The 24793-nt window shown below is 40.6% G+C and carries 17 protein-coding genes; 14 read left to right on the top strand and 3 right to left on the bottom strand.

Annotated features, from left to right (window positions below; translation table 11 throughout):
• Positions 1-3: 3 nt before the first annotated feature.
• A complete protein-coding gene (locus tag BM097_RS03870; RefSeq protein ID WP_090546072.1) occupies positions 4-1818 on the top strand; it encodes a cellulase family glycosylhydrolase in 1815 nt (604 codons plus the stop codon).
• Positions 1819-1975: 157 nt separating this feature from the next.
• A complete protein-coding gene (gene pyk / locus BM097_RS03865; protein WP_090546070.1) occupies positions 1976-3388 on the top strand; it encodes a pyruvate kinase in 1413 nt (470 codons plus the stop codon).
• A gap of 204 nt (positions 3389-3592) precedes the next feature.
• Here the strand turns inward: pyk and BM097_RS03860 are convergent, their stop codons facing one another.
• Positions 3593-6127 (bottom strand): RICIN domain-containing protein, encoded by a 2535-nt coding sequence (locus BM097_RS03860; protein ID WP_090546068.1) that lies wholly within the window; start codon positions 6125-6127, stop codon positions 3593-3595.
• 403 nt (positions 6128-6530) lie between these two features.
• On the opposite strand from BM097_RS03860, the gene BM097_RS03855 reads away from it, so the two are divergent.
• Positions 6531-8264, top strand: coding sequence for a methyl-accepting chemotaxis protein (locus BM097_RS03855; RefSeq protein ID WP_090546066.1), 1734 nt, complete (start codon positions 6531-6533; stop codon positions 8262-8264).
• 161 nt (positions 8265-8425) lie between these two features.
• The gene (locus BM097_RS16800) at positions 8426-8557 is read left to right on the top strand and encodes a hypothetical protein (RefSeq protein ID WP_255406613.1); all 132 of its coding nucleotides are present in this window, start codon (positions 8426-8428) and stop codon (positions 8555-8557) included.
• 34 nt (positions 8558-8591) lie between these two features.
• On the opposite strand, the gene BM097_RS03850 is transcribed toward BM097_RS16800, so the two are convergent.
• Entirely contained in the window at positions 8592-9914 is a 1323-nt protein-coding gene (locus BM097_RS03850) for a carbohydrate-binding protein (protein WP_177197358.1), read from the bottom strand.
• A gap of 282 nt (positions 9915-10196) precedes the next feature.
• On the opposite strand from BM097_RS03850, the gene BM097_RS16285 reads away from it, so the two are divergent.
• On the top strand, positions 10197-10337 hold the full coding sequence (locus BM097_RS16285) for a hypothetical protein (RefSeq protein WP_177197357.1): 141 nt from the start codon (positions 10197-10199) through the stop codon (positions 10335-10337).
• Between the two features lie 126 nt (positions 10338-10463).
• Here the strand turns inward: BM097_RS16285 and BM097_RS03845 are convergent, their stop codons facing one another.
• Positions 10464-12101, bottom strand: coding sequence for an ABC-F family ATP-binding cassette domain-containing protein (locus BM097_RS03845; RefSeq protein WP_090546061.1), 1638 nt, complete (start codon positions 12099-12101; stop codon positions 10464-10466).
• Positions 12102-12361: 260 nt separating this feature from the next.
• Here BM097_RS03845 and BM097_RS03840 point away from each other — a divergent pair, with 260 nt between their 5' ends.
• The 9 genes from BM097_RS03840 to chvE all read left to right on the top strand — a co-directional run bounded on the left by BM097_RS03840 (position 12362) and on the right by chvE (position 24759).
• Positions 12362-14665, top strand: a complete 2304-nt coding sequence (locus tag BM097_RS03840; RefSeq protein ID WP_090546059.1) for a RelA/SpoT family protein — start codon at positions 12362-12364, stop codon at positions 14663-14665.
• Positions 14666-14741: 76 nt separating this feature from the next.
• On the top strand, positions 14742-15368 hold the full coding sequence (locus BM097_RS03835) for an MBL fold metallo-hydrolase (protein ID WP_090546057.1): 627 nt from the start codon (positions 14742-14744) through the stop codon (positions 15366-15368).
• A 111-nt stretch (positions 15369-15479) separates the two neighbouring features.
• Positions 15480-16919 carry a coproporphyrinogen dehydrogenase HemZ gene (gene hemZ, locus BM097_RS03830; RefSeq protein WP_090546055.1) on the top strand — a complete coding sequence of 480 codons (1440 nt, stop codon included), beginning with the start codon at positions 15480-15482 and terminating at the stop codon, positions 16917-16919.
• Positions 16910-18169: a histidine--tRNA ligase gene (hisS, locus tag BM097_RS03825; protein ID WP_090546053.1), complete on the top strand. Its 1260-nt coding sequence runs from the start codon at positions 16910-16912 to the stop codon at positions 18167-18169. Before hemZ ends, hisS begins: the two co-directional genes overlap by 10 nt.
• Positions 18170-18189: 20 nt before the next feature.
• Positions 18190-19242 (top strand): sugar ABC transporter substrate-binding protein, encoded by a 1053-nt coding sequence (locus BM097_RS03820; protein WP_090546051.1) that lies wholly within the window; start codon positions 18190-18192, stop codon positions 19240-19242.
• Entirely contained in the window at positions 19229-20701 is a 1473-nt protein-coding gene (locus BM097_RS03815; RefSeq protein ID WP_242944653.1) for a histidine kinase, read from the top strand. Before BM097_RS03820 ends, BM097_RS03815 begins: the two co-directional genes overlap by 14 nt.
• A gap of 62 nt (positions 20702-20763) precedes the next feature.
• Positions 20764-22353, top strand: coding sequence for a response regulator transcription factor (locus BM097_RS03810; protein ID WP_090546049.1), 1590 nt, complete (start codon positions 20764-20766; stop codon positions 22351-22353).
• A 22-nt stretch (positions 22354-22375) separates the two neighbouring features.
• Positions 22376-23404 carry a sugar ABC transporter substrate-binding protein gene (locus tag BM097_RS03805; protein ID WP_090546047.1) on the top strand — a complete coding sequence of 343 codons (1029 nt, stop codon included), beginning with the start codon at positions 22376-22378 and terminating at the stop codon, positions 23402-23404.
• A gap of 230 nt (positions 23405-23634) precedes the next feature.
• Complete coding sequence (chvE, locus tag BM097_RS03800; RefSeq protein ID WP_090546045.1) at positions 23635-24759, top strand: multiple monosaccharide ABC transporter substrate-binding protein; 1125 nt, start codon at positions 23635-23637, stop codon at positions 24757-24759.
• Positions 24760-24793: the final 34 nt, after the last annotated feature.

Below are 24793 nucleotides of genomic sequence, written 5' to 3'. Positions count from 1 at the left end.
AAAATGGGTAGAGGAAGAAATGCTTTTTGCAAAAAAGCATTCTTAGGGGTTTTATCTGCTTCACTTGTATTTAGTGGAGTGAGCATTCCAAATCATGTTGCACTTGCAGCAGAGGCTGGACTTGTTTCAGATTACACCATCAACAACTGGGGTTCAGGTTATCAGGTTCTTATAAAAGTTAAGAACGATACAAACAAGAGAGAAGATAAGTGGACTCTTAGAATTAATAAAGATGACGTTGGAATTGATTCAAGCTGGAATGTGAATGTTAAAGAGGTTGACGGTTACTATGAAATCACTCCAATGGAGTGGAATTCAGTAATCGAGCCAGGACAGGCAGTTGAATTTGGCATTCAGGGCACTAGTCACGTCGGCACAGCTATTGATATTTCTGTAAACGGACAGAGCCAGACTGTTACACCAGAGCCAACTGAGCCTGATCAGCCATCACAACCAGAGCAACCAGAACCTAGCGAGCCAGAGGTTCCAGACAAGCCTGACGAGCCAGAAATACCAGATATTCCTGACAAGCCAGAGCCTACAGAACCATCTGAAGCAGTTGTAGGTGATGATTGGCTTCACACAGATGGAGCAAGAATCTATGACAAGAACGGTCATGAGGTATATCTGACTGGTGCGAACTGGTTTGGATTTAACTGTTCAGAGCGTGTATTCCATGGATTATGGAGTGCAAATATGAAGAACGTTGTTGAAAGCATGGCAGATCATGGAATCAACCTGGTAAGAGTACCTGTTTCTACAGAGCTTTTATTAGAGTGGAAGTCAGGAAAGAACGTAAAGGTTAACGTAAACACTTACGCAAATCCTGAGTTAAAGAGAGCTGATGGCTCAGACATGAGCTCAAGAGAAATCTTTGACACCTTCGTAAAGCTTTGCAAGGAAAATGGTATCAAGATTATGGTTGATTGCCATAGTGCAGATGCCAACAATTCTGGTCACAATTACAATGTTTGGTATGGACCAAAGGGCTTTACTACTGAAGATTGGATTGAAGGCTGGACATGGCTTGTAAATGAGTATAAGGATGACGATACAATCGTCGCTTGCGACCTTAAGAATGAACCACATGGCAAATTCTCCCAAGCAGAAGCAGTAGCAGCTAAGTGGGATGATTCCACAGATGAAAACAATTGGCGCTACGCTGCCAGCCGTTGTGGTAAGGCAATTCTTGATGTAAATCCAAACCTTCTCATTATGGTAGAGGGTACAGAAGAAACACCAAGAGCAGGATATGATTTTAACTCTGGTACACAGAATCCTAATGCAACAGAGGATGAGCTTAAATACTATGGCGGATGGTGGGGCGGAAACCTAAGAAATGCCGGAAAATATCCAGTAGACTTAGGCAGCCATCAGAGCCAGTTAGTTTATTCTCCACATGACTATGGCCCACTTGTTTACAAGCAGGTTTGGTTCGATAAGGATTTCACTGAACAGACATTATTAGATGATGTTTGGTATGATAGCTGGTTCTACCTTCAGGATCAGGAAATTGCTCCTCTTCTTATTGGAGAGTGGGGTGGCTTTATGGATGGAGGAGACAATGAAAAGTACCTCAATCTTATGGCAAACTTCATTGCTAAAAACCACATCAATCATACCTTCTGGTGCATTAATCCTAATTCAGGTGACACCGGCGGCCTCCTCAAGGATGACTGGATGTCATGGGATACTGCAAAGTATAATATGATGAAAAAGACCCTTTGGTCTGATTCAAAAACAGGTAAGTTTGTTGGTCTTGATCATGAGATTCCATTAGGAAGTAATGGTGAGACAGTAACTACATATTACAACTAAAATTAAGCCTTGCTAGAGAAATCTGGCAAGGCTTTTTTATGTTAATATTTTGTTAAAAAATGATTTCTTATGTTTACTATTTATCCAAATAGTGTTAATATATCTTGGGTTAAATTTTAGTTATAGTAGTTATTGTTTATATAGAAGGAGTGTTGAAATGAGAAAGACAAAGATTATTTGTACAATCGGACCTGCATCAATGAATGAGGAGACTCTTACAGCGATGGCAAAGGCTGGTATGAACGTAGCCCGTATGAATTTCTCTCATGGTGATCATGAAGAGCAGGGCATGAAGATGGATTTAGTTAAGAAAGTTCGTAAGAAGCTTAACCTTCCAATCGCCATTCTTCTTGATACAAAGGGACCTGAGTACCGTATTAAGACATTTAAGGACGGTTCTGTTACTGTTAAAGAGGGTGATACATTCATTTTCACAACAGACGATGTAGAAGGTGATCAGACACGTGTTTCTGTAACACATAAGAACCTTCACAAGGATCTTAATGTAGGTGATACACTTTCAGTATGTAACGGTATCGTATTCTTCGAAGTTACAGATATTAAGGGACATGACGTTATCACAAAGTGTACTGCAGGCGGTACAATGTCAAACAAGAAGTCTATGAGCTTCCCTAACAAGGTAATGTCAGGCCCATACCTTTCAGAGCAGGATAAGAAGGATATCTTATTCGGTATCGAGAACGACATTGATTTCGTTGCTGCTTCATTCGTTTCTACAAAGCAGGATATGATTGAGCTTAGAACTTTCCTTGATGAGAACGGTGGTAAGGATGTTGTTGTTATCGCTAAGATCGAGAACCAGCCAGGTGTTGACAATGTTAAGGAAATCCTTGAAGTTGCTAACGGTATCATGGTTGCTCGTGGTGACCTTGGTGTTGAAATTCCATTCGTTAACCTTCCAGCAGTTCAGAAGGAGCTTATTTCAACAGCTCGTTCACTTGGAAAGAGCGTTGTTACAGCTACAGAAATGCTTGAGTCTATGATTTCTAATCCACGTCCTACACGTGCTGAAATTTCTGACGTTGCTAACGCTGTATATGATGGAACATCAGCTATCATGCTTTCAGGTGAGTCTGCACAGGGTAAGTACCCAGTTGAGGCTGTTGCTACAATGGCAGAAATCGCTGAGACAACAGAGAAGGATATCAACTACGAGAGACGTTTCCGCAAGGAAGATATGGAAATCGCTTCTACTCCAGATGCTGTTTGTCACTCTACATGTTCAATGGCTATCGATGTTAACGCAAAGGCAATCGTTGCTTGTACAATGTCAGGTTACACAGCAAAGCGTGTTAGCCGTTTCCGTTGCCCAGTAGACGTTATCGCTATGACAACAGACAAGAAGGTTTGGTTAAGACTTGCTCTTAGCTGGGGTGTTACACCAGTTCTTGTTGACAAGTACAAGGCTCTTGATGTTATGTTCGAGCGTGCAGTTGAGCGTACAAAGGAAATGTTAGATCTTAACAAGGGTGATATGGTAGTTCTTACAGGTGGCCCAATCAATGGTTCTGTAGGAAACACAAATACAATCAAGGTTGAGACAATTTAGTAATAGTAATAAATTATGGCTTCCCCTTGTGGGGAAGCCATTTTTTATTTCAATGTCGCATTCAGTTCACAGAGTATTCACACAACTTACATTATTTTGACAAAATTATCAGTTAATATATACTCATCTCGAGAGAGATACAATTTTTTCATAACATTATTCTCCCTTTTGAAAGAGACGCTCCGCTGGCGTCTCTTTCGTATTTTAATTAGTAGAATATGTCAAAGCACCATTCTGAGCTCCAGCATATTTTACAGTCCAATTTTTTGCGGATTGTGGGTCGCGAGTACTGTATCCATAATTGTTGCCAGGTCTAAAGCTTGATGGACCTGCAATCTTTGCGCTAGAAATATTCCAAGATAAAATACTTCCGCTATCGGTAAATCTACCGATGTAATCCATTGCATTTACAACACATCCTTTGTGGCTGCCTGCCTCGAAGCAGTTCTTCTCAGAATAGATATTGCAGTCAGTATAAGGTGTATAGCCTAAGTCAAAGTCATATACATAGTTGTTGTAGCAGTGGAAGTAACCATATCTCATTAATCCAGGGGCGCGTGTAAGTGTCTGATTGAAGTAGCAGTTGCTTATGGTCATGCAAGGATAGCCTGTGTATGTACCATGGCCGTCTTCACCTGGATAACCAAGAATTAATCCATATTTGTGTCCACCGAAGAAGCAATCATTAACTGAAACAAAGTTTGCCTTAAGTCCAACATAGAGGAACTTATCTGTGTCATTATGATGAATGCTTGTGTCCTGATTCATGTTATGTCCTGGCCAAGAGCAGTGGTCTAACCAGAAGTTATTTCCATCAGAAATGTACATCTGAATATCATCATTGTTATTGATGTTTACAGAATGAGTAAACGTAATATTCTTGTAGATATTATTTCCAGATGCCTGAATGTTTCTAAAATGAATATTGTTAAGTGTATGCACTCCATAAGAGCCGATGAATGTTTTGTTGCTTCCTACATTGACCTTTGTAAGAGCATTCTGTGACAGGTTTGCACCGATGATAATTGTGTATGGTGTTGAGCCAGTTGCATATTTCTGCAAATCATTTAATGACTTAACAGTTACAGTTTGTCCAAATACACCACCAGTGATACAAGCCTTTTCGCGACCGGACATATCTTTTGAATATCCTGCAAAGCCTTCAACTCCATAGGAATTTACTCTGAAGCACTGGCTAGTAGAACCATTATAGTTTGCTAGCTTGTAGCTTCCATTTGAAAGAGTAAGTGCGAGATTAGAGTTGTTGTAATTTACAATCTTGTAATTTAACGCAATGTTATTTGCATCATTCTTTACAGCAACAATTTTCCAGTATTGAGATTTGTCGCCTGAAGAAACAGTAGCTCCAGCTACACCATTTCCATCTGATACCTTGCTAGAAAAAGGAGTGAGGCAGTAGCCTGTTGCTACGTTTACAATTCTGAAAACGCCATTATTTGTAAAGGAAAGAATCCATCTGTTAGAAGCGCCACTTGTTCCATTGGATGTAATTGCTCCACCATGAGTGCCGTTATCGTTTAGGTATTTTCCATCACTGCAGTTTACAAAGCTAATCTGCTGATTTGGATAAACATTGCTAAGAGTGGATTTAGCGTTTGTATTGCCGCTGTTGTTGCCCTGGCTTGAAGAGCTTTCATTGGCAATAGCTTCAAATCTAAACTGCTGACATGCTAAACCATTATAGGTCCATGTATTAATATTTCCTTTGTTTTCTGTAGACCATCCGTAAACATCAAGTGCCTGCTTGTCCCCAGAACACTTTGTTGTTAAGCAGAAGACTCCATCCTCAGCGGTTTTAATAGGCTTGAATTTTTGAGGGTCCAGTCCGTTTGCATTGTAGAGTTCTACGTTTGTTCCATCTGTTGCTTTTCCTGCAGTTACATCCATCATTCTTCCGCTGGACATACCTGTTTTGAGGGTGATATATCCTCCTCCCACATTTGTAACATACCATCTTTGACATGGATAACCGTTGCCTTGATACTGCTGTACATTTGCTCCGTTTTCATCCTTGCCGTCAGCTACCTCTACATACTTCTGGCTGTTGATGTTTTTGATGTAGTACCAACCATCAGCAATGTAGCCTGTTGTTAGTGCTAAAGTTGTGTTGTTTGAGGAATTGTTGCTTGAATTGTTTGAGTTATTGTTAGATGGCCAGGGTGCAGATTCAAAATACCAGATTTGATTGTCCTTGCCTGTGTTGGCGTATTGATGTACATTAGCGCCACTTGTTGTTTTAGCACTGTTAACATCAAGTACGGAATTGAAATTTGTTACTTCAGATGCAATAAAATAGCCCATGTTAGAATCTGCTGGCTTGATTGCAAAATTCTGAGCTGAGCAGCTATTATTACTCCAAATTTGAATGTTAGTTTTGTTTTCTGCAGAACCATTTGCTACATCTAATGACATACCGCCAGTCATATCTGTAGCAGGATGAATTCTATAATTGCCAGTTGAACTGTTCTTTTCAAGAATCCATCTTTGGCCCTCTGAACCAGTACCAGTAGCCTGCACTACATTGGCACCATCGGCTGATGAATCCTTTTCAACAGTCAGGTAAAGGCCACTGTTCTTGTTCTTGATGTAATAGATGTTTCCTGTTTCGGGCGTCACCGCTGCGGCGTGAACCTCTAGCACAGGTAAAGCTACAAATGACATTAACGTAAACACTAAAGCAGCCGATAATGCCAATGCTTTCCTTAACTTCTTCTTCACTTCATTGTTCTCCTTGTTTTGAATTTTCTTCAAAACTCATTTTACTCCCCCCAATCCCTCAGTTAAGCAACACCGTAATTGTATCAAATGGTAGCAGGAGTGAAAGATTAAACTGTGTATTTTGCAACAATATCCACGAAGTGCACAAAAAATTACACTTGAAATTTGTGGGTATTTTCAAGATTTTTATTATTTTAGAAACTCAAAACTTGCGATTCAGTTTCCTAAGTTATATTTTCAAGTGCAATATGACTATATAAATGATTATCAAACGTTATAGATATGTGCTAAACAGATAAATATTATTAAACTATAACAATATACTTGAAAACCACTCAAATGCCCATTATAATTCTCATTGTTTTGTGAAATAAATGTGAACGTTTTTTAGAAAGGCAAGATTATGAAAAAGAATAAAAAACTAGTTCGTCAAATATTATGGTTTGCTGCTGTTTTAGCGTTAATGATGTCTACTTCAATTGCAGTTATCGGTATGTCTTATGTTAAGAAGGCATATTTTGATTCCTTTTCAGAGGAATTACATACTTCTGCAATGTTTTTACAGAATGCACTTGATACTCAGTGGAAGGGTGACTGGGAAGTTACATCTACAGGAAAGATTCTCAAGGGAAATTATGCAGTACATGATGATTTCCAAGCTCAGTTAGATGCATTACATGAGCAGACAGGAGTTAACTTCACTATTTTCTATGGAGATACAAGATATATTACATCTCTTACAGATGAGAAAGGTGAGCGTATGGAAGGCACACAGGCTTCAGAAGAAGTTGTGGCCAAGGTCGTTGAGAATGGAGAAGATTATTTAGCTACTAATATCAAGATTGGTGGTAGCGATAGCAAGTGGTATGCATATTATATTCCACTTAAAAATGCAGATGGCACAGTTGTTGGTATGATTTTTGCTGGCCGTGAGACAGATACTGTACAGGCAGCATTATTACATGCAAGACTCATTATGATGGGAGTTTATGCATTCTTCGTTATTTTAGTACTTGTGCTTGGCCACATGATGATTATCAAATCTACAAAAGCTATAGAAGAAATTGTTTCAGGCCTTAAGAAGCTCGAGGATGGTGAATTATCCTTCTATATTGAAGACCATGCATTTGATAGAAAAGATGAAATTGGTGTTATTGCTGAAACATCTGCTGAACTTCGAGATAAGCTTCAGGATGTTATTAAGACATCACTTGATCTTTCTGACCAGGTTACAAACGCAGGTGAAAACCTTGCAACCAGTGCTGATACTGCTTTACATGTAGCTGATCAGGTTTCAAATGCCGTAGAGGATATCAGCAAGGGTGCTGTATCGCAGGCAGAGAGCGTTGAAAATTCACTTAATAATACATTAGAGATGGGCGAGAGCATTGATGATATTTCTGATAGCGTAAAAGAGCTTTCAAAAGCAGCTACAGAGATGCTTCAGGATGCTAGCAAGACAGTTGATTCAATTAACGAGCTTATGCTTCAGAACCAGCGAGTTATGTCAGCTATGTCAGAAATCCATGCTCAGATTCAGGCTACAAACGAGGCTGTAAAGAATATCGCTGATGCGTCAAACTCAATTACATCTATTTCAGACCAGACAAACCTTCTATCACTTAATGCTTCTATTGAAGCTGCACGTGCAGGTGATGCAGGTAGAGGCTTTGCTGTAGTTGCATCTGAAATCGGCTCACTTGCCGTTCAGTCAAAGGATGCATCTGTTTCAATCAACGATATTGTTGCTAAGCTTGTTGAGGAATCTCAGAAGAGTGTTGATACTATTGAAAAGCTTAATGCTGCATTTAATCAGCAGAATAGCCAGCTTAACAACACAAAGGCTGATATGGATTATGTAGTAAAGAATGTTAATAGCGTAGATAACAGCACAAAGACAATCGCTGATAAGGTTGATTTATTAAACGGATTAAAGGTAAGCTTCAATGATATTATTTCTGAGCTTTCTGCTATTTCTCAGCAGAACGCAGCATCATCAGAGGAAACAACAGCATCAATGGAAGAGTTGAATGCAACATTTGCAGTTATTACAGAGGCTGCTGATGAGCTCAGAGATTTAGCTGTAAACCTTAACGAAAAGATGAATTACTTCAATATTGAAGGCTCAATGGCTTAATTAAAAAATATTTGCCCTCACATCTAAGCAAATTGATGATTCTGCCGATAACTAAATCGGTACCATTAAAGAATAATATTTTCAGTGTGACATTAATGTGACAAAAGTGATGATATTATTCTTTCAGAAACAACAAATTAAGAATTTTGGAGGGTATAAAAATGGTTGTAGGACAGATCATTAATTGCAGTACAGTAGATGAGGTTATTAGAAAAGCTTTTGAGTTAAAAGATAAGGGAATAATGACAGAATTTATTTCTAGCTGTGCACTAAGAGTTGTGTGCATCGGATAAATTTGGGGCTGTTCGTAAACAGCCCCATTTATTTTTATAGAAGGATGAAGTTTAAGGTGTTACCAATTGAACCTGAACCGTTAAGTCCGAAGGTTGCGTTACCGTTAGCATTAATCATGCTATTCCATGTCTCAGGAGTGAATACGTAGTATTCACCTTCTTCAGCGACTTTTGCACACCAGCAATTGTCAACTGTGATATCTGATTTCTTAATCTTTAAAGTCCAGCCATTTACCTGTGTTGTAGAGTTATTTACAACCTTGAAGTTTACAGTGTAACCAGCACCCCAGCTATTGATTTCATACTGAAGACTTAAGTCTGACTGTGCAGGAGTAGGGTCAACAGGAGTAGGGTCAACAGGAGTAGGATCTACAGGAGTAGGGTCTACAGGTGTAGGATCTACAGGTGTTGGCTCTGGTTTTGTTGGAGGAGCCATAACCTTCCATGAATCTAAGTAAACAGTTGCGCCCTTAAATGTTGCAACGAAATAAAGGTCATGCTTTCCTTCAATACCAGAAGCAACCTTTACAGTCTTTGTAGAGAAATCGCCAGCGTTTAATTTAACATTTGAAATCAACTGGCCCTCTGGGCTGTCCAAACGAATTTCAAGAACGCCAAGCTTTGAAGCCTTAGCTGTAACGATAAAAACAGCGAGGCCATCTGTAAAATCTACATTCTTAACAGCAGCATAGCCATTAGAACGAATCATAGCGCATCTTGTGTTATCAACTGTGATTGCAACTGCTGCCTTCATTTCCTGTGAGTTCTCACCCTCTACAGTTTCATAAGGATTAACTGTTCCTGTAAGGATAGAAGGATCTGCAGGTGTTGGGTTGCTTGGATCTGTAGGCTCTGTTGGTGTAGGCTCTGGAGTAACTGGCTGCTGACCAGGTGGAAGTAGTGCTTTCCAATTATCAATATCTGTTGCGCCTACCTTACCTACGAAATATAAAGTATGATGACCTTCTACCTGCTTTGCAGAAGCAGAAACCTGCTTGAAGGCACCATGTGTGTTTCCAACTCTAAATGTACTGATTAAATCACCATCTGCCTTGTCGAGGCGAACCTCAAATAATGAAGGTGCGTTAGTACGAACATTTGCTGTAAGTGAAACAACGCCTGAAGTAAATTCAAGTGGTACAGTAGAGAATGTATCTCCGCTCTCTAAACCTGAAACATATTTTAAATCTCCCTCAGTAGTAACATCTACACCGTTTTTAGTAGCTGTCATTTCAGCCTCAAGTGTAGAATAAGGACTAATTTTTGGTACGGCGAAAGCTGTAAGGCTTGTTACAGAAGACGCCATGAGTCCAAGTGCTAAGGAAGCACTTAGAAGGCTTTTATGTATTCTTCTCATAAGGGCATTTCCTCCATTCATTTTTCGTAAACGTTTTCGTGCTCGAGCAAGAATATCGTAACAATTTTGTAATATCTTGGCTTTGCATTTGTTGCCATTTAATTTCGAAAAATTGCCTTAAATATACACAAAAAGACTATTGAGTAATAATTAACAAAATAGTATGATAATAGATATATAATATTACTTAAGACTGAAATGGGGTTTTTCGTGTGACATTTATGTGACAAATACCATGATAAACTCTTTTTCGTAGAAGAGATTAAAGTAATTTTAGGAGGTATGAAGAAAATGGTAGTAGGACAAATTATTTATTGCTGTACAGTAGACGAGGTTATTAGAAAGGCTTTCGAGCTTAAAAACCAGGGGATAGTTACTGAATTCGTAGCAAACAATTCGTTGCGTGTCGTATCCGTAGCGTAGTTTTAAAGTATTAAAAAGCTCCTGTTACGGCAACAAGCATTATATTTCTACGCTCAGCTTAGAATGCTTCGCTTAAGAAATATAATAGCTTGTTACCTACAGGAGCTTTTTTATTATTTAAATGTATTAGTCATCTAAATCGCTTGAAGCCATTTCAAGTACGGTACGCTTACGTGCCATCTCATCAGACTCAAGATACTCATCGTAGGTTGTCATCTTATCGATCATCTGTCCGTTTGGAAGAATTTCGATGATACGGTTTGCTGTAGTCTGTACAATTTCGTGGTCACGAGAAGAGAAGAGGATAACACCTGAGAACTTCTGTAAACCAGTATTAAGTGCTGTGATTGATTCCATATCTAAGTGGTCAGTAGGCTCATCAAGCATAAGTACGTTAGAGTTTTCAATCATCATACGTGAAAGAAGAACACGTACCTTTTCACCACCAGATAATACCTTCATTTTCTTAGCGCCGTCATCACCAGCGAAGAGCATACGTCCAAGGAATCCACGTACATAAGTAGCATCCTTAATTTCAGAGAACTGTGTAAGCCAGTCTACGATAAGAAGGTCTGTGCTGAATATTTCAGTGTTGTCCTTAGGGAAGTATGACTGTGAAGTAGTAACACCCCACTTGTAGCTACCCTCATCAGGCTCCATCTCACCAGCAAGAATCTGGAAGAGAACTGTCTTGGCCTTTTCGTTTGAACCAACTAATGCAATCTTGTCCTCACGACCAACATTGAATGTAAGGTGATCAAGGATAAGCTCACCATCAATAGTCTTTGTAAGATTCTCAACTGAAAGAACCTCATTACCAATTTCACGAGCTGGGCGGAAATCGATGTAAGGGTACTTACGGCTAGATGGACGGATGTCATCAAGCTGAATCTTCTCTAATGCACGCTTACGAGATGTAGCCTGCTTAGACTTAGAAGCGTTAGCAGAGAATCGCTGGATGAATTCCTGTAATTCCTTAATCTGCTCTTCCTTTTTCTTATTAGCTTCCTTACGCTGCTGAATAATAAGCTGTGAAGACTGATACCAGAAATCATAGTTACCAGCGTAGAGCTGAATCTTACCGTAATCAATATCTGCTGTATGTGTACATACCTTGTTAAGGAAGTATCTATCATGAGATACAACGATAACTGTATTTTCAAAGTTAATAAGGAATTCTTCAAGCCAAGCAATAGCATCTAAATCCAAGTGGTTAGTAGGCTCATCGAGAAGAAGTACATCTGGTGAACCAAAAAGTGCACGAGCAAGAAGAATTTTGACCTTTAATGCACCTGGAAGCTCAGACATCTGAGTGTAGTGGAATTCAGTATCAACACCAAGTCCGTTAAGGAGCTGAGCGGCATCTGACTCTGCATTCCATCCATCCATTTCTGCGAACTCTGTTTCAAGCTCTGCAGCACGGATTCCATCCTCGTCAGAGAAATCTTCCTTCATATATATAGCGTCCTTTTCCTTCATGATATCGTAAAGACGCTGGTTACCCATGATAACTGTATCAAGAGCTGTGAACTCGTCATACTTGAAGTGGTCCTGCTCTAAGAATGAAAGACGGTTGCCAGGGCTCATAGTGATTTCACCGCTAGTAGGCTCTAACTGACCAGATAAGATTCTAAGGAAAGTAGACTTACCTGCACCGTTAGCACCGATAATACCGTAGCAGTTACCTTCTGTAAATTTGATATTAACTTCTTCAAATAAGGCCTTTTTGCCGAATCGAAGAGTGACATTATTTGCTTGAATCATTTAACTTCCTTTCTCTATACAAAAAAACAAGTTGGAAAACAAGGCAAGCCAATGAAGTCCAACTAATAATCAAAACAGGTTAATGATATCAAAAAATAGGGTTTTTGTACAGATAGAACTAAGAAAAACTAAACCAAACCACCAAAAAACTTCCAAAAGAAACCTAGAGAATCATAGAAATTTCGCTATTAGTATTATTGCTTTTTAAAATGTTAAATTATATAATATTTAATAAAAAATTTTTGAAAGGTGGTGATACCATGGCAGAGTACAATCAAACTGAAATTGAGCAGCTAGAGCACAAGGTTGCTATGGATAATCATGGTGTCATCGCTACGGAAGATTTTGTGGACCCAGATGTTCTGTATAAGGAGCTTATCGACAGGGTTCGTAAATATCACCCAAACACTGATATTTCTATGATTGAAAAGGGCTATCAGCTTGCCAGCAAGGCTCATGAGGGCCAGGTGCGCAAGTCGGGAGAGCCTTATATCATACATCCACTTTGTGTAGCCATCATTCTTGCAGATTTGGAGCTTGATAAAGAGACTATCGTTGCAGGTCTTCTTCATGATGTGGTAGAGGATACCATATACACTAAGGAAGAAATAGCTGCAGAGTTCTCTGAAGAAGTTGCAGAGCTGGTGGATGGCGTTACCAAATTAGGCCAGTTGAATTATGATGCGGATAAGGTAGAAATCCAGGCTGAAAATCTTCGTAAGATGTTCCTTGCTATGGCAAAGGATATCCGTGTCATCCTTATCAAGCTTGCGGATAGACTTCACAACATGCGTACTTTGAAGTACATGCGCCCTGAAAAGCAAAAGGAAAAGGCTAAAGAGACCATGGAAATCTATGCTCCTTTGGCACAGCGTCTTGGTATCAGCAAGGTTAAAATCGAGCTTGATGATTTATCACTGAAATATCTTGAGCCAGATGCTTACTACGATTTGGTAGAAAAGGTTGCCCTTCGAAAGAATCAGCGTAACGAATATATCAGTTCCCTAGTGGATGATGTGGCAAAGCACATCAAGGATGCAGATATAGATGCAGAAGTTTACGGAAGAGCAAAGCATTTCTTTAGTATTTATAAAAAGATGGTTAATCAGCACAAGACCATCGATCAGATATATGATTTATTTGCAGTGCGCATTATTGTAGATTCTATCAAGGATTGTTATGCTGCGCTTGGTGTCATCCACGAGATGTACACTCCAATCCCAGGCCGTTTCAAGGATTATATTGCTATGCCAAAGCCTAACATGTATCAGTCTTTGCATACCACTGTAATTGGTCCTAACGGTTCACCATTTGAAATTCAGATTCGTACCTACGAAATGCATCGTACCAGTGAATACGGTATCGCAGCTCACTGGAAATATAAGGAAAGTGGCGAAGGCTCCACTGTTATGGGCGAGGAGGAAAAGCTCTCATGGCTTCGTGAAATCCTTGAGTGGCAGCAGGAGATTTCCGATAATAAGGAATTCTCTAGCTTGCTTAAGTCGGACTTGAACCTTTTCTCAGATACAGTATTTTGCTTTACACCATCTGGTGATGTTAAAAATTTACCTAATGGTTCAACACCTATCGATTTTGCCTATGCTATTCATTCAGCCGTAGGTAACCGTATGATTGGTGCCAAGGTAAATGGTAAGCTTGTACCTATCGATTACATCATTCAAAACGGTGATAGAATCGAAATCGTAACATCTCAAAACACTAATGGTCCTAGCCGTGATTGGTTAAACATTGTCAAAAGCTCTCAGGCTAAAAATAAAATCAATCAGTGGTTTAGAAGCCAGTCCAAGGATGAAAACATTGCAAAGGGTAAGGAATTACTCATTGCCTCAGCTAAGCAAAAGGGTGTAGATCTTGGTGAGGTAAACAAGCCTAAATATCAGGATCTAATTAAAAATAAATATGGCTTCCACAGTTGGGAGGATTGTCTTGCAGCTGTAGGACAGGGAGCCATCAAGGAAGGCGCTGTCATCAATAGAATGTTCTCTGAATGGCAGAAGGACCACCCAATCAAGATGACTGATGAGGAGGTTCTTGCAGAGCATTCAGGTGGTGGCGATAAAATCAAGCCTAAGTCTAAAAACGGTATTACCGTTAGCGGTATATATGATGTTTCCGTTCGTTTCTCCAAGTGCTGTAATCCAGTGCCAGGAGATGAAATCGTTGGCTTCGTAACCAGAGGCCGTGGCGTTTCCATCCATCGTACCGATTGCATCAATATGATTAATCTTCCAGATTTTGAAAAGGAAAGATTAATCGAAGCTGAATGGGCAGCTGATACAGAGGAAGATGGCAAGAAGGGTGGAGTATATCTCACAGAAATCAATATCTATGGTAACAACCGTACGGGACTTCTTGTGGATATCACTCGTATCTTTACAGAAAGAGAAATCGATATTGATTCAATCCATTCTAAAACCAGCAAGCAGGGAGTTGCTACAATCACAATCAAGTTCGGCACCCAGAGCCGAGAGCAGCTTCGTTCTTTGGTAGAAAAGATTAAGCAGGTTGAATCCATCATCGATGTTGAAAGACCTAGAGGATAGTTTGAAATTAATAGTAACGACTATATAGAACAGCTATTTCGCAAAGGATAGCTGTTCTAACATTTTGGAGAGGATTATGAAGGTAGGAAAAGTAATGCTGCCAGCGGCAATGGAAAATTGCTATTTGGCGATTAACGAAGATACAAAGGAATGTATCATTATAGATCCAGGCTCAGCTGCAGAAAGAGTTAAATCTGCAGTAGCTCAGACAGGCACAAAGCCTGTAGCAGTGCTACTTACACATGGTCATTTTGATCATGCTGGAGAGGCAGCTACAATAGCAGATGAATATGGAATAAAGATTTATGCTCACGAGGCCTGCGCTGACGAGCTTAAGAATCCAGTTATCAATCTTTCTGGTGATATGTACGGAAGCAGCGAAGCCTATAGAGCAGACATCTTCCTTAAGGATGATGAGGAAATAGAGCTTGCCGGCCTTAAAGTTAAGTGCCTGTTCACACCGGGCCACACACCAGGTGGTTGCTGCTATTATTTTGAAAAGGAAGGAATTGTATTTACAGGAGATACACTGTTTTGTGGTTCCGTGGGACGTACCGATTTCCCAGGCGGCTCAATGTCTCAGTTAGTAGGAAGCATCAAATCAAAGCTTATGACACTTGATGATGACACCATCTGCTACCCAGGCCACAACGAACCTACAACAATTAGCGAAGAAAGATTATACAATCCTTATTTAGGTTAAAATTTAGAGGAGTAAACTGTAGTAGACAAGCTATATATATACTTAAGCGAGACATGTTGTCGAGTGAAGTATATATATGCTTGTATACGTAACAGTTTACGGAGTAAAGATATGATATATGTAAAGTTAAACGAAGATAATTTTGAATATGACATTTATTCTTTGGTAAAGGCATTTTATCCTAAGCAGGAGGTGCGCATCGGCACTGCAGATGCACCAGCAGATGAGGATATCCTATTTACCATGGATGTTAAATACGCCGACCACAAGCTTACCTTAGATGGTCGTGAGGTTGAAATAGATTATTCTAATCGCCCAGATACAAAAAATCGCTTAAAGCTTGCCATCTATGAAAGCTTAAGCGAGCGCACAGGAAAGACTTTGCCTTGGGGTACACTTACAGGCATTCGTCCTACCAAAATCAGCCTTGGTATGATAGAGCAGGGTGCATCAGATGAAGAGGTAGCTGATTACATGCGAAAGACCTACCTTACATCAGATGAAAAGATAGCTTTAAGCCTTGAGGTTTCACACAAGGAGCACGAGCTTTTATCCAAGATTGATTATGACAATGGCTATTCTGTTTACATCGGAATTCCATTCTGTCCTAGCACATGCCTTTATTGCTCCTTCACTTCATATCCAATCGGATTATGGAAGAAAAAGCTAGACGATTATCTGGTTGCTCTTGAAAAGGAGATGGCATTTACAGCCGAAGCATGCAAGGACAAGGAGCTTACTACCATCTACATCGGTGGTGGAACACCTACATCCCTTGATGAAGAGCATTTAGATAAGCTGTTAACATTGGTTGATAGATATTTCAACACAAAGGATTTACTGGAATACACCATCGAAGCTGGCCGTCCAGATTCCATCACCTACGAAAAGCTACAGGTTATGAAGAATCATCCGATTACCAGAATTTCCATCAATCCTCAGACCATGAATCAAAAGACACTTGATTTAATCGGAAGATTCCACAAGGTAGAGGATATTTACAGAGTATACGGCTGGGCAAGAGAGCTGGGCTTTGATGATATCAATATGGATTTGATATTAGGTCTTCCAGGAGAGACTATTGAGGATGTTAAGTACACACTTTCAGAGGTAGAAAAGCTTGCGCCTGATAATCTGACAGTCCATTCATTGGCACTGAAGCATTCTGCAAGGCTTAATATTGATAGAGAAGCATACGACGATTACCTAATCGAAAACTCGCAGGCACACATGGACGCCTGCCTTGATACAGCTAAAAAGCTTAATCTGATACCATATTATTTATATAGACAAAAGAATATGGCGGCAAACCTTGAAAATATTGGATATGCCACACCAGGTAAAGAGGGACTTTATAACATCTTGATAATGGAAGAAAAACAAACTATAATGGCACTTGGTGCAGGCTGCTCTTGCAAGTTTGTAGCAGACCATGGCGCCACAGTTACAAGATGTGAAAATGTCAAGGATGTCCAGCTTTACATGGATAGAATTGATGAAATGATAGAAAGAAAAAGAGAAAGACTTAGAGAGGATTTAAAATGGCTTTAAACAAGAAACCAGTTAACGGAATGAAGGATATACTTCCTTATGAAATGGAAGTTAGAGACTATGTTACTTCTATCATAAAGGAGACATATCGCTCATTTGGATTTACACCAATCGAGACACCAGCTATGGAGTCTATTGGCAACCTTTCAAATAAGCAGGGTGGAGAAAACGAAAAGCTTATCTTCAAGGTAATGAAGCGTGGCGAAAAGCTTAACATCCCTGAGGCTACTACAGAGGAAGATGTTGTAGATTTCGGTATGAGATACGACCTTACAGTACCTCTTTGCCGTTTCTATTCAAACCATGCTAACGAGCTTACTTCACCATTTAAGTCACTTCAGATTGGTTCTGTTTGGAGAGCTGATAGACCTCAGCGTGGTCGTTATCGCCAGTTCACTCAGTGTGATATCGATATTTTGGGCGAGCCATCAAACCTTGCAGAGATAGAGCTTATCCTTGCAACTACTACAACACTTGGCCGCATCGGTTTCAAGAATTTCGAAATCCGTATTAACGAGCGTCGTATCCTTAAGGCTATGGCAGCTTACGCTGGCTTTGCAGAGGAAGATTACGATTCAATCTTCATCACACTTGATAAGATGGATAAGATTGGTCTTGATGGAGTATCTAAGGAGCTTCTTGAGGCTGGTTACCCACAGGAATCAATCGATAAATACGTAGGACTTTTCACAGCACTTGAGGGTGTTAAGGATGTTGCAGCAGGAATGGATGTACTTCTTGAAAAGCTTGGCGAGTTCCTTGATGAAGAGGTAGCAGATTGGATGCGTGAAATCGCAACAGCTGTTAATGCTACAAAGGAAGCTGAGTTTGAGCTTGTATTTGATCCTACACTTGTACGTGGTATGAGCTACTACACAGGTACAATCTTCGAAATCGCTATTCCAGAATTTGGCGGAAGCTGCGGTGGCGGCGGACGTTACGATAAAATGATTGGTAACTTCACAGGCCAGAATACACCAGCCTGCGGCTTCTCAATCGGTTTTGAGCGTATCATTCTTCTTCTTATGGAGCAGGGCTTCAAGGTTCCTGGCGCTAACAAGAAGGTTGCTTATCTTGTTGAAAAGGGGTATCCAGCAGATAAGCTTGCAGAGGTTATGGCTCAGGCAAAGGCAGCTCGTTCAGAGGGCCAGACAGTTCTTGTTGTTCGTATGAACAAAAATAAAAAGTTCCAGAAGGAACAGCTTTCAGCAGAAGGTTACGAGGAATTCGTTGAATTTTTCAATAGATAATATTTTGTAGGGATAATGTTATGAGACTAATTGGGGGCAAAAGAAAATTAGGAAGCAACAGTGCACTTGCTATTGCAGCAGGCTGCGCTGTTGCTTTTATGTTTATTGCTACAATTATTAGCACTATTTTGTATAAGCATCGAATGGAAGAGGCAGTCAGTCTGATGGCAGAGGCAAAATACAGCCAGTACGATTCCTATGTGGTAATGATTTCCTCTGACGATGATTCTGTCTTTTGGCAGCAGGTTTATAATACAGCAAAAAAATATGGGGAAGAAAATGGCGTGTATGTAGATTTGCTTTCCGAAACAGTTGATGAAAGCTACAGCAAAACTCAGCTTTTAGAAATGGCTATTGAATCAGACTGCGACGCCATTTTCCTGGAGGGAGATAGCATAGACGAGACAGCTAATATGCTGCTACGCGCCAAGAAAAAGGGAATACCAGTATTTTCCCTGGGAACAGATGTGGATGTAGAAAGTCGTATCAGCTACATTGGTCCCAACAGCTATTCCATCGCCAGTTTATATGGCACCTCCCTTGTGGACAAGCTGGTAAAGCAGAAAAGGGTTTTGGTGCTAGGCTCCAACAGAGTGAGCGTAGAGGATGAAAATGCATTTGTAAACAACATTCAAATTGCACTTACAGGGGCAGAAATCACTAACGCACCTTTGGAATTTGAGACTAGAACTATTACAGAAACTGGGCCATTTGCTACAGAGGAATACGTCCAGAACATGTTTAAGGAAAACGATTTGGCACCTGTTGTAATCTGTCTTGATGAGGAAACCACTGCGTCATTTTATCAGGCTATGATTGATTACAATAAGGTAGGCTCTATCCTTTTATTTGGAAGCGACAAATCCTCTACAATCCTTACAGGAATAAAGCAGGGGGTTATTGCAAGCTCGGTATATGTAGACGGTTCCAAGCTAGGGGAGGCAGCTGCAGCAGCCTTTGTAGAATATAGGGATGCAGGCTATGTGTCGGACTATATCAGCGTAGATGCCAAGCTGGTGGATGCTAGTAACATAGCAGAAGAGCTTCAGGAGGTGGATGATGAAGAAGATTAAGACCAAATCCATGTCCTTAAGGAAAAAAATGATATTGGCCTTCTGTTTGCCTACCATCCTTCTGTTTTTGGTAAACATGATGCTTTATTTGGGAACCACCAGAGTGCTTAATTCTTTGGATGCGGTGTATTCAAGTAACAATGATTTGAATCAACTAAGCGTCGGCCTGGATAGCCTCCAGACCGCCACCGAGGGGTATCTTAATACCAAAACAAGTGATGCTTTGGAGCAGTACTATATTCGTGAGGAGGAATATAGGGATTTGCTTATAGCTATAGATGATAACAGTGATGAAAATGAGAACCGTGTCATCGAAAGAAATATAAAGCGAATGTCCTTAAACTACCTGGATTTAACTAATCAGGCAGTGGAAAGCAAGCGAGGAGGAAATGTAGAAAAATACAAAAGCATTTACGAGGAGGCCACCAGAACCTTTGGCTATATAGATAGTAGTATAAACAGCCTAAACAACAGGCAGTTTGTAAACAACTCTAAATCCTACGGTGCTATGATGGCGGCATTGCAGACCATTGAACGACTAAACATCGTAACACTTGTAATAATAGGTCTTGCCAATCTTGCATTCGTAGTTTTGATTGCATCCACTATCGCAGATCCACTGGTAAGGCTGGCAGCTACAGCCAACACTGTGTCCGGTGGTGATTTCGATGTTCAGCTTCCAACAGTTAGAAGCAATGATGAGGTGGGGGTTGTTACCATGGCCTTCAACAAAATGGTGCTTTCTATCAAGGACTACATCAAGCAGCTTACAGAATCGATGGAGGCCACCAGAAAGCTTCGTGAGAACGAGCTTATTATGGAAAACCATGTTAAGGATGCAGAGCTTAAATATCTTCAATCACAGATTAATCCACACTTTCTGTTTAACACCTTGAATGCTGGCGCCCAGCTGGCCATGATGGAGGGAGCAGATAGGACCAGCAACTACATTCAGCGAGTGGCAGATTTCTTTAGATACAACATCAAGAAAAACAAGGATGTGGTTACTCTAAAAGAGGAAATCGAGCTGGTGGATATATATATTTACATTATAAATGTACGTTTTGCGGGAGAAATACAGTTTACAAAGGAGATAGATGAGGGACTTCTTGATATAAAAATCCCAAGTATGATTCTTCAGCCTATAGTTGAAAACAGCATCAACTATGGCCTGCGTAACATAGAATGGACTAAAAAGATAAAGCTTTCCGTATATGAGCTGGGGGATTACGCCTGCGTAAGCGTAAAGGATAATGGAACTGGAATTGAAAGGGAAACCATCGAACGAATATTAGATGGAAGCTATGTAAGCACCCCTAATAAATCAGGCTCAAACGGAGTTGGATTAAATAATTGCATAGAAAGGTTAAATATTTTCTATGAAAGGGATGACGTGCTTGATATCATATCAGAAGGAAAAGATAAAGGCACCGAAACCATCCTATATCTACCAAAATAAAATGAAGGCTTCTCCCTTTTAGGGAGAAGCTGTCAGCGCAGCTGACTGATGAGGGTTTTTTCATGTACAAAATACTACTAGCCGATGACGAGGGGATTGTCATCGATTCACTAAAATTCATAATTGAAAAAGAATACGGCAGCAATTGCGATATTCGCACGGCCAAAACTGGTCGCCAGGTAATAGAGGTTGCGGAAGAATTTCAGCCAGATATTGCTTTTATGGATATCCAGATGCCTGGTATAAATGGCATCGAGGCTATGCGTGAGATCAGGCGAACCAATCATCATGTGGTGTTTATCGTCATGACTGCGTACGATAAATTTGATTATGCCAAAGAAGCAATATCACTAGGAGTCCTTGATTATCTTAATAAGCCTGTTAGTAGAGAGGCAATCCTTGATGTGCTAAACAAGGCTATGGGGCAAATCGATGGGGAGCGCAAAAAACGTAGCAACGATTTGCAGGTAAGAGAGAAGCTTGAGACTGTAGTTCCTATCATTGAAAACGGCCTTATTCAGGATTTGCTTTTCAAGGAATATTTCAAGGAAGATATAGATAATTACAAAACTCTTCTTGGCATCGATTCAGAATATGGCTATATGGCATGCATGGTGTTTGGTAGAGAATTGGTGGGCAACTATATGACAAGTGCCGTAGCTGTATCCATTCAGGCTCAGAAGGCTTACAGGGAAATCCACACCATAACAGAGGATTACATAAAGGGAATTATGGGTGCTGTTATGTCCAATAAAATCCCAATCCTCATCCCAACAGACTCACCAACCCTTTCCTACAACGAAAGAAACCAGGTGGTGGAAAATGCCAGAGCCCTATGTAGAAAGCTATCTGACAGATTTGATATGGATTTTCGAATTGGTTTTGGTTCGGTGAAGCCTCTGGAGCGAATGAGCGAATCCTATGAGGAAGGCAATTCAGTGCTGATAGCCACCACCAGTCATGTGGCGCATGTGGATGATATGCCTGTGGCCTGCAGATATGAAGAGGATTACCCAATGGATTTGGAAAAGAGGCTGTTTAACGAGGTAACCTTGGGGAATGTTAACGAATCTACAGCCTTGGCCCAGACCTTCTTTGAATGGATGGAGGAAAATTATTCCCATGACAATGACAGTATCAGGCTGAAATGCTTGGAATTTGTCCTTTGGTCAGAGCATCTTGCATATGAAAAGACAGGCAGAATGTATGAATTCCAAAGCAGGTCTAATTACCTGTCTGAGCTGCTGAGTCTTGCAGGGCTTTCAGAGGTAAACAGATGGTTTGTGGAAAAGATAAAGGCTGCAGCCTTTTGGGTTTCAAACAAGCACGAGGAGCAATCCATGAGTGCAGTAAACAAGGCCAAGCAGTACATTGATGAAAACTATATGAAGGAGCTTACGCTAGATGATGTTTCCAGGGTGGTAAACATAAGCTCTTATTATTTCTCAAAGGTATTCAAGGAGGAAACGGGAGAAAACTTCATTGATTATCTGACAAAGCTTAGAATTGAGGCAGCAAAAAATCTGCTAAAGACAACAAATAAATCCATGAAGGAAATTGCACTTGAGGTAGGATATCCGGATCCAAATTATTTCTCTAGAAACTTTAAGAAATATACAGGAAAGACACCTACTGATTATGCTAAGGGTTGAATATATAAAGAGGGAATAATGTATGAAAGGTTTTACAAAAATAATATCACTTGTAGCTGCATCAACGTTGCTATTTAGTGGGTGCGGGAATATTTCCGCAAAGGCAGACAAGCCCCAAACGAAGGATAAGGATGGTATAGAAATTGGCTTATGCTTTGATTCCTTTGTAATTGAACGCTGGGAAAAGGATAGAGATGTGTTTGTAGACACAGCATCAGGGCTTGGGGCTACAGTGAATGTTCAAAATGCCAACGGTGATGTGGATAAGCAGATTGAGCAGATAGAGTATCTTGTGGATAAAGGGGTAGACTGCCTGGTCATTATTCCTGTTGATGGTAGCGTGCTGGGGGACGCCGTGGCACTAGCCCATGAAAAAGATATTCCTGTAGTATCCTACGATAGATTGATTCCAAATGCAGACACCGACCTATACATATCCTTTGACAACAATATGGTGGGGCAGATGCTTGGGGAAGCTTTGGTAGATGCAGGCGCAACAAAGGTAGTAAAAATTTGCGGCCCACACACAGACAACAATGTGTCTCTTGTAAGCGATGGCTTTGATTCAGTGATAAAAGAGCACAATGTGGAGATTATCGACAGCTATTATTGCGATGGCTGGAAGGCCGAGCTTGGTGGAGCTTATGTGTACGACAACATGGACACTATCAGACAGGCTGATGCCATCATGTGTGGAAATGATGATGTGGCCACATCTGTTATCAGAGCACTTGCTGTAAGCCAGCTTGCCGGGGTAGTTCCAGTAGTAGGGCAGGATGCAGATTTACCAGCCTGCCAACACATAGTAGAGGGCACCCAGCTTATGACTGTGTACAAGCCTGTAGGTGAGCTTGCCAAGCAGGCAGCAGAGCTTTCTTACAAGCTGGCATTAGGCCAAGCTCTATCAGTGGAAACTACTATAAGTGATGGCTCCCATGAGGTGCCATACGTTACCATAAATCCTGTGGCAGTAACAAAGGATAATATCGATGATGTGATTATTGCAGGGGGATTTCATTCACATGAGGATGTGTATATGAATGTGGAATGACCCCTTAGCCTTCCCCCTCTGGGGGAAGGTGCCCCGAAGGGGCGGATGAGGGTATTAGTAAAAAATTGTGATTGTAAAAATGGACTAGCACAAAAAAATGCTAGTCCTATTTTTATGTCCTAGAAAATCATGACAAAAATATGAAGAAAGTAACAACCATTTTCAGCTGTCCATCTGTTACATTATTTTTAGTAACAAACACACCTAAAACGAAAGGGAGGTTTTTCGAAATGAAGAAAAAGTTATTAAGTGTACTATTGACAGGTGCTCTTGCAGCTTCAATGTTTGTAGGCTGCGGTACAAGCACAGAGACAACAGACACAGGAGCAGCTGGTGGGGAAACAGCTACTGAGTCTACAGAGACAAGCACAGCTGGCGGCACAAAGGTTGGTGTTGCAATGCCTACAAAGGATCTCCAGAGATGGAACCAGGATGGCGCTAACATGCAGAAGGAGCTTGAGGCTGCAGGATATTCAGTAGATCTTCAGTACGCTTCAAACGATGTACAGACACAGATTTCTCAGATTGAGAACATGATTAACTCAGGATGTAACGTACTTGTAGTTGCAGCTATCGAGGCTTCATCACTTGGTGAGGCTATGGATATGGCAGCAGAAGCTGGTATCCCAGTTATCGCTTATGACCGTTTGATTATGAACACAGACGCTGTTTCATACTACGCAACATTTGATAACTACAAGGTAGGTACAGTTCAGGGTGAATATATTGAGAAGGAATTAGACCTTAAGAACACATCTGATAAGTTCACAATGGAAATCACAGCTGGTGACCCAGGCGACAACAACGCTGGTTTCTTCTATCAGGGCGCTATGGATGTTCTTCAGCCATACATCGACAACGGAACAATCACAGTTAAGTCTGGTCAGGTAGAGTTCTCTGATGTTGCTACAGCACAGTGGGCTACAGAGACAGCTCAGTCACGTATGGAGAATATCCTTTCTTCTTACTACGCTGATGGCACAGACCTTGACATCTGCCTCTGCTCAAACGATTCTACAGCACTTGGTGTTGAGAACGCTCTTGCAGCAAACTACAACGGTGAATATCCAATCGTAACTGGTCAGGATTGCGATATTGAAAATACAAAGAACATGATCGCTGGAAAGCAGTCAATGTCAGTATTCAAGGATACACGTACACTTGCTTCGCAGGTTGTTAAGATGGTAGGCCAGATTCTTAATGGTGAGGAAGTAGATGTTAACGATACAGAGACATACAACAATGGTAATGCAGTAATTCCTTCATACCTTTGCGATCCTGTATTTGCAGATGCAAACAACTACAAAGAGCTTCTTATCGATTCTGGATATTATACAGAAGATCAGTTGAAATAATATGAATGGGTTTTAGCGGGGCGAGCACTGCTCG

The sequence above is a fragment of the Pseudobutyrivibrio sp. OR37 genome, assembly GCF_900113655.1.
Taxonomy (GTDB): domain Bacteria; phylum Bacillota; class Clostridia; order Lachnospirales; family Lachnospiraceae; genus Pseudobutyrivibrio.
The sequence above is the reverse complement of the archived record's forward strand: the minus strand, read 5'-3'. Positions and strand labels throughout refer to the sequence as shown.

Coding starts and splice junctions, on each gene's coding strand:
- BM097_RS03870 (WP_090546072.1), top strand. CDS start 4: ATGGGTAGAGGAAGAAATGCTTTTTGCAAAAAAGCATTCTTAGGGGTT.
- pyk (WP_090546070.1), top strand. CDS start 1,976: ATGAGAAAGACAAAGATTATTTGTACAATCGGACCTGCATCAATGAAT.
- BM097_RS03855 (WP_090546066.1), top strand. CDS start 6,531: ATGAAAAAGAATAAAAAACTAGTTCGTCAAATATTATGGTTTGCTGCT.
- BM097_RS16800 (WP_255406613.1), top strand. CDS start 8,426: ATGGTTGTAGGACAGATCATTAATTGCAGTACAGTAGATGAGGTTATT.
- BM097_RS03850 (WP_177197358.1), bottom strand. CDS start 9,914: ATGAGAAGAATACATAAAAGCCTTCTAAGTGCTTCCTTAGCACTTGGA.
- BM097_RS16285 (WP_177197357.1), top strand. CDS start 10,197: ATGAAGAAAATGGTAGTAGGACAAATTATTTATTGCTGTACAGTAGAC.
- BM097_RS03845 (WP_090546061.1), bottom strand. CDS start 12,101: ATGATTCAAGCAAATAATGTCACTCTTCGATTCGGCAAAAAGGCCTTA.
- BM097_RS03840 (WP_090546059.1), top strand. CDS start 12,362: ATGGCAGAGTACAATCAAACTGAAATTGAGCAGCTAGAGCACAAGGTT.
- BM097_RS03835 (WP_090546057.1), top strand. CDS start 14,742: ATGAAGGTAGGAAAAGTAATGCTGCCAGCGGCAATGGAAAATTGCTAT.
- hemZ (WP_090546055.1), top strand. CDS start 15,480: ATGATATATGTAAAGTTAAACGAAGATAATTTTGAATATGACATTTAT.
- hisS (WP_090546053.1), top strand. CDS start 16,910: ATGGCTTTAAACAAGAAACCAGTTAACGGAATGAAGGATATACTTCCT.
- BM097_RS03820 (WP_090546051.1), top strand. CDS start 18,190: ATGAGACTAATTGGGGGCAAAAGAAAATTAGGAAGCAACAGTGCACTT.
- BM097_RS03815 (WP_242944653.1), top strand. CDS start 19,229: ATGAAGAAGATTAAGACCAAATCCATGTCCTTAAGGAAAAAAATGATA.
- BM097_RS03810 (WP_090546049.1), top strand. CDS start 20,764: ATGTACAAAATACTACTAGCCGATGACGAGGGGATTGTCATCGATTCA.
- BM097_RS03805 (WP_090546047.1), top strand. CDS start 22,376: ATGAAAGGTTTTACAAAAATAATATCACTTGTAGCTGCATCAACGTTG.
- chvE (WP_090546045.1), top strand. CDS start 23,635: ATGAAGAAAAAGTTATTAAGTGTACTATTGACAGGTGCTCTTGCAGCT.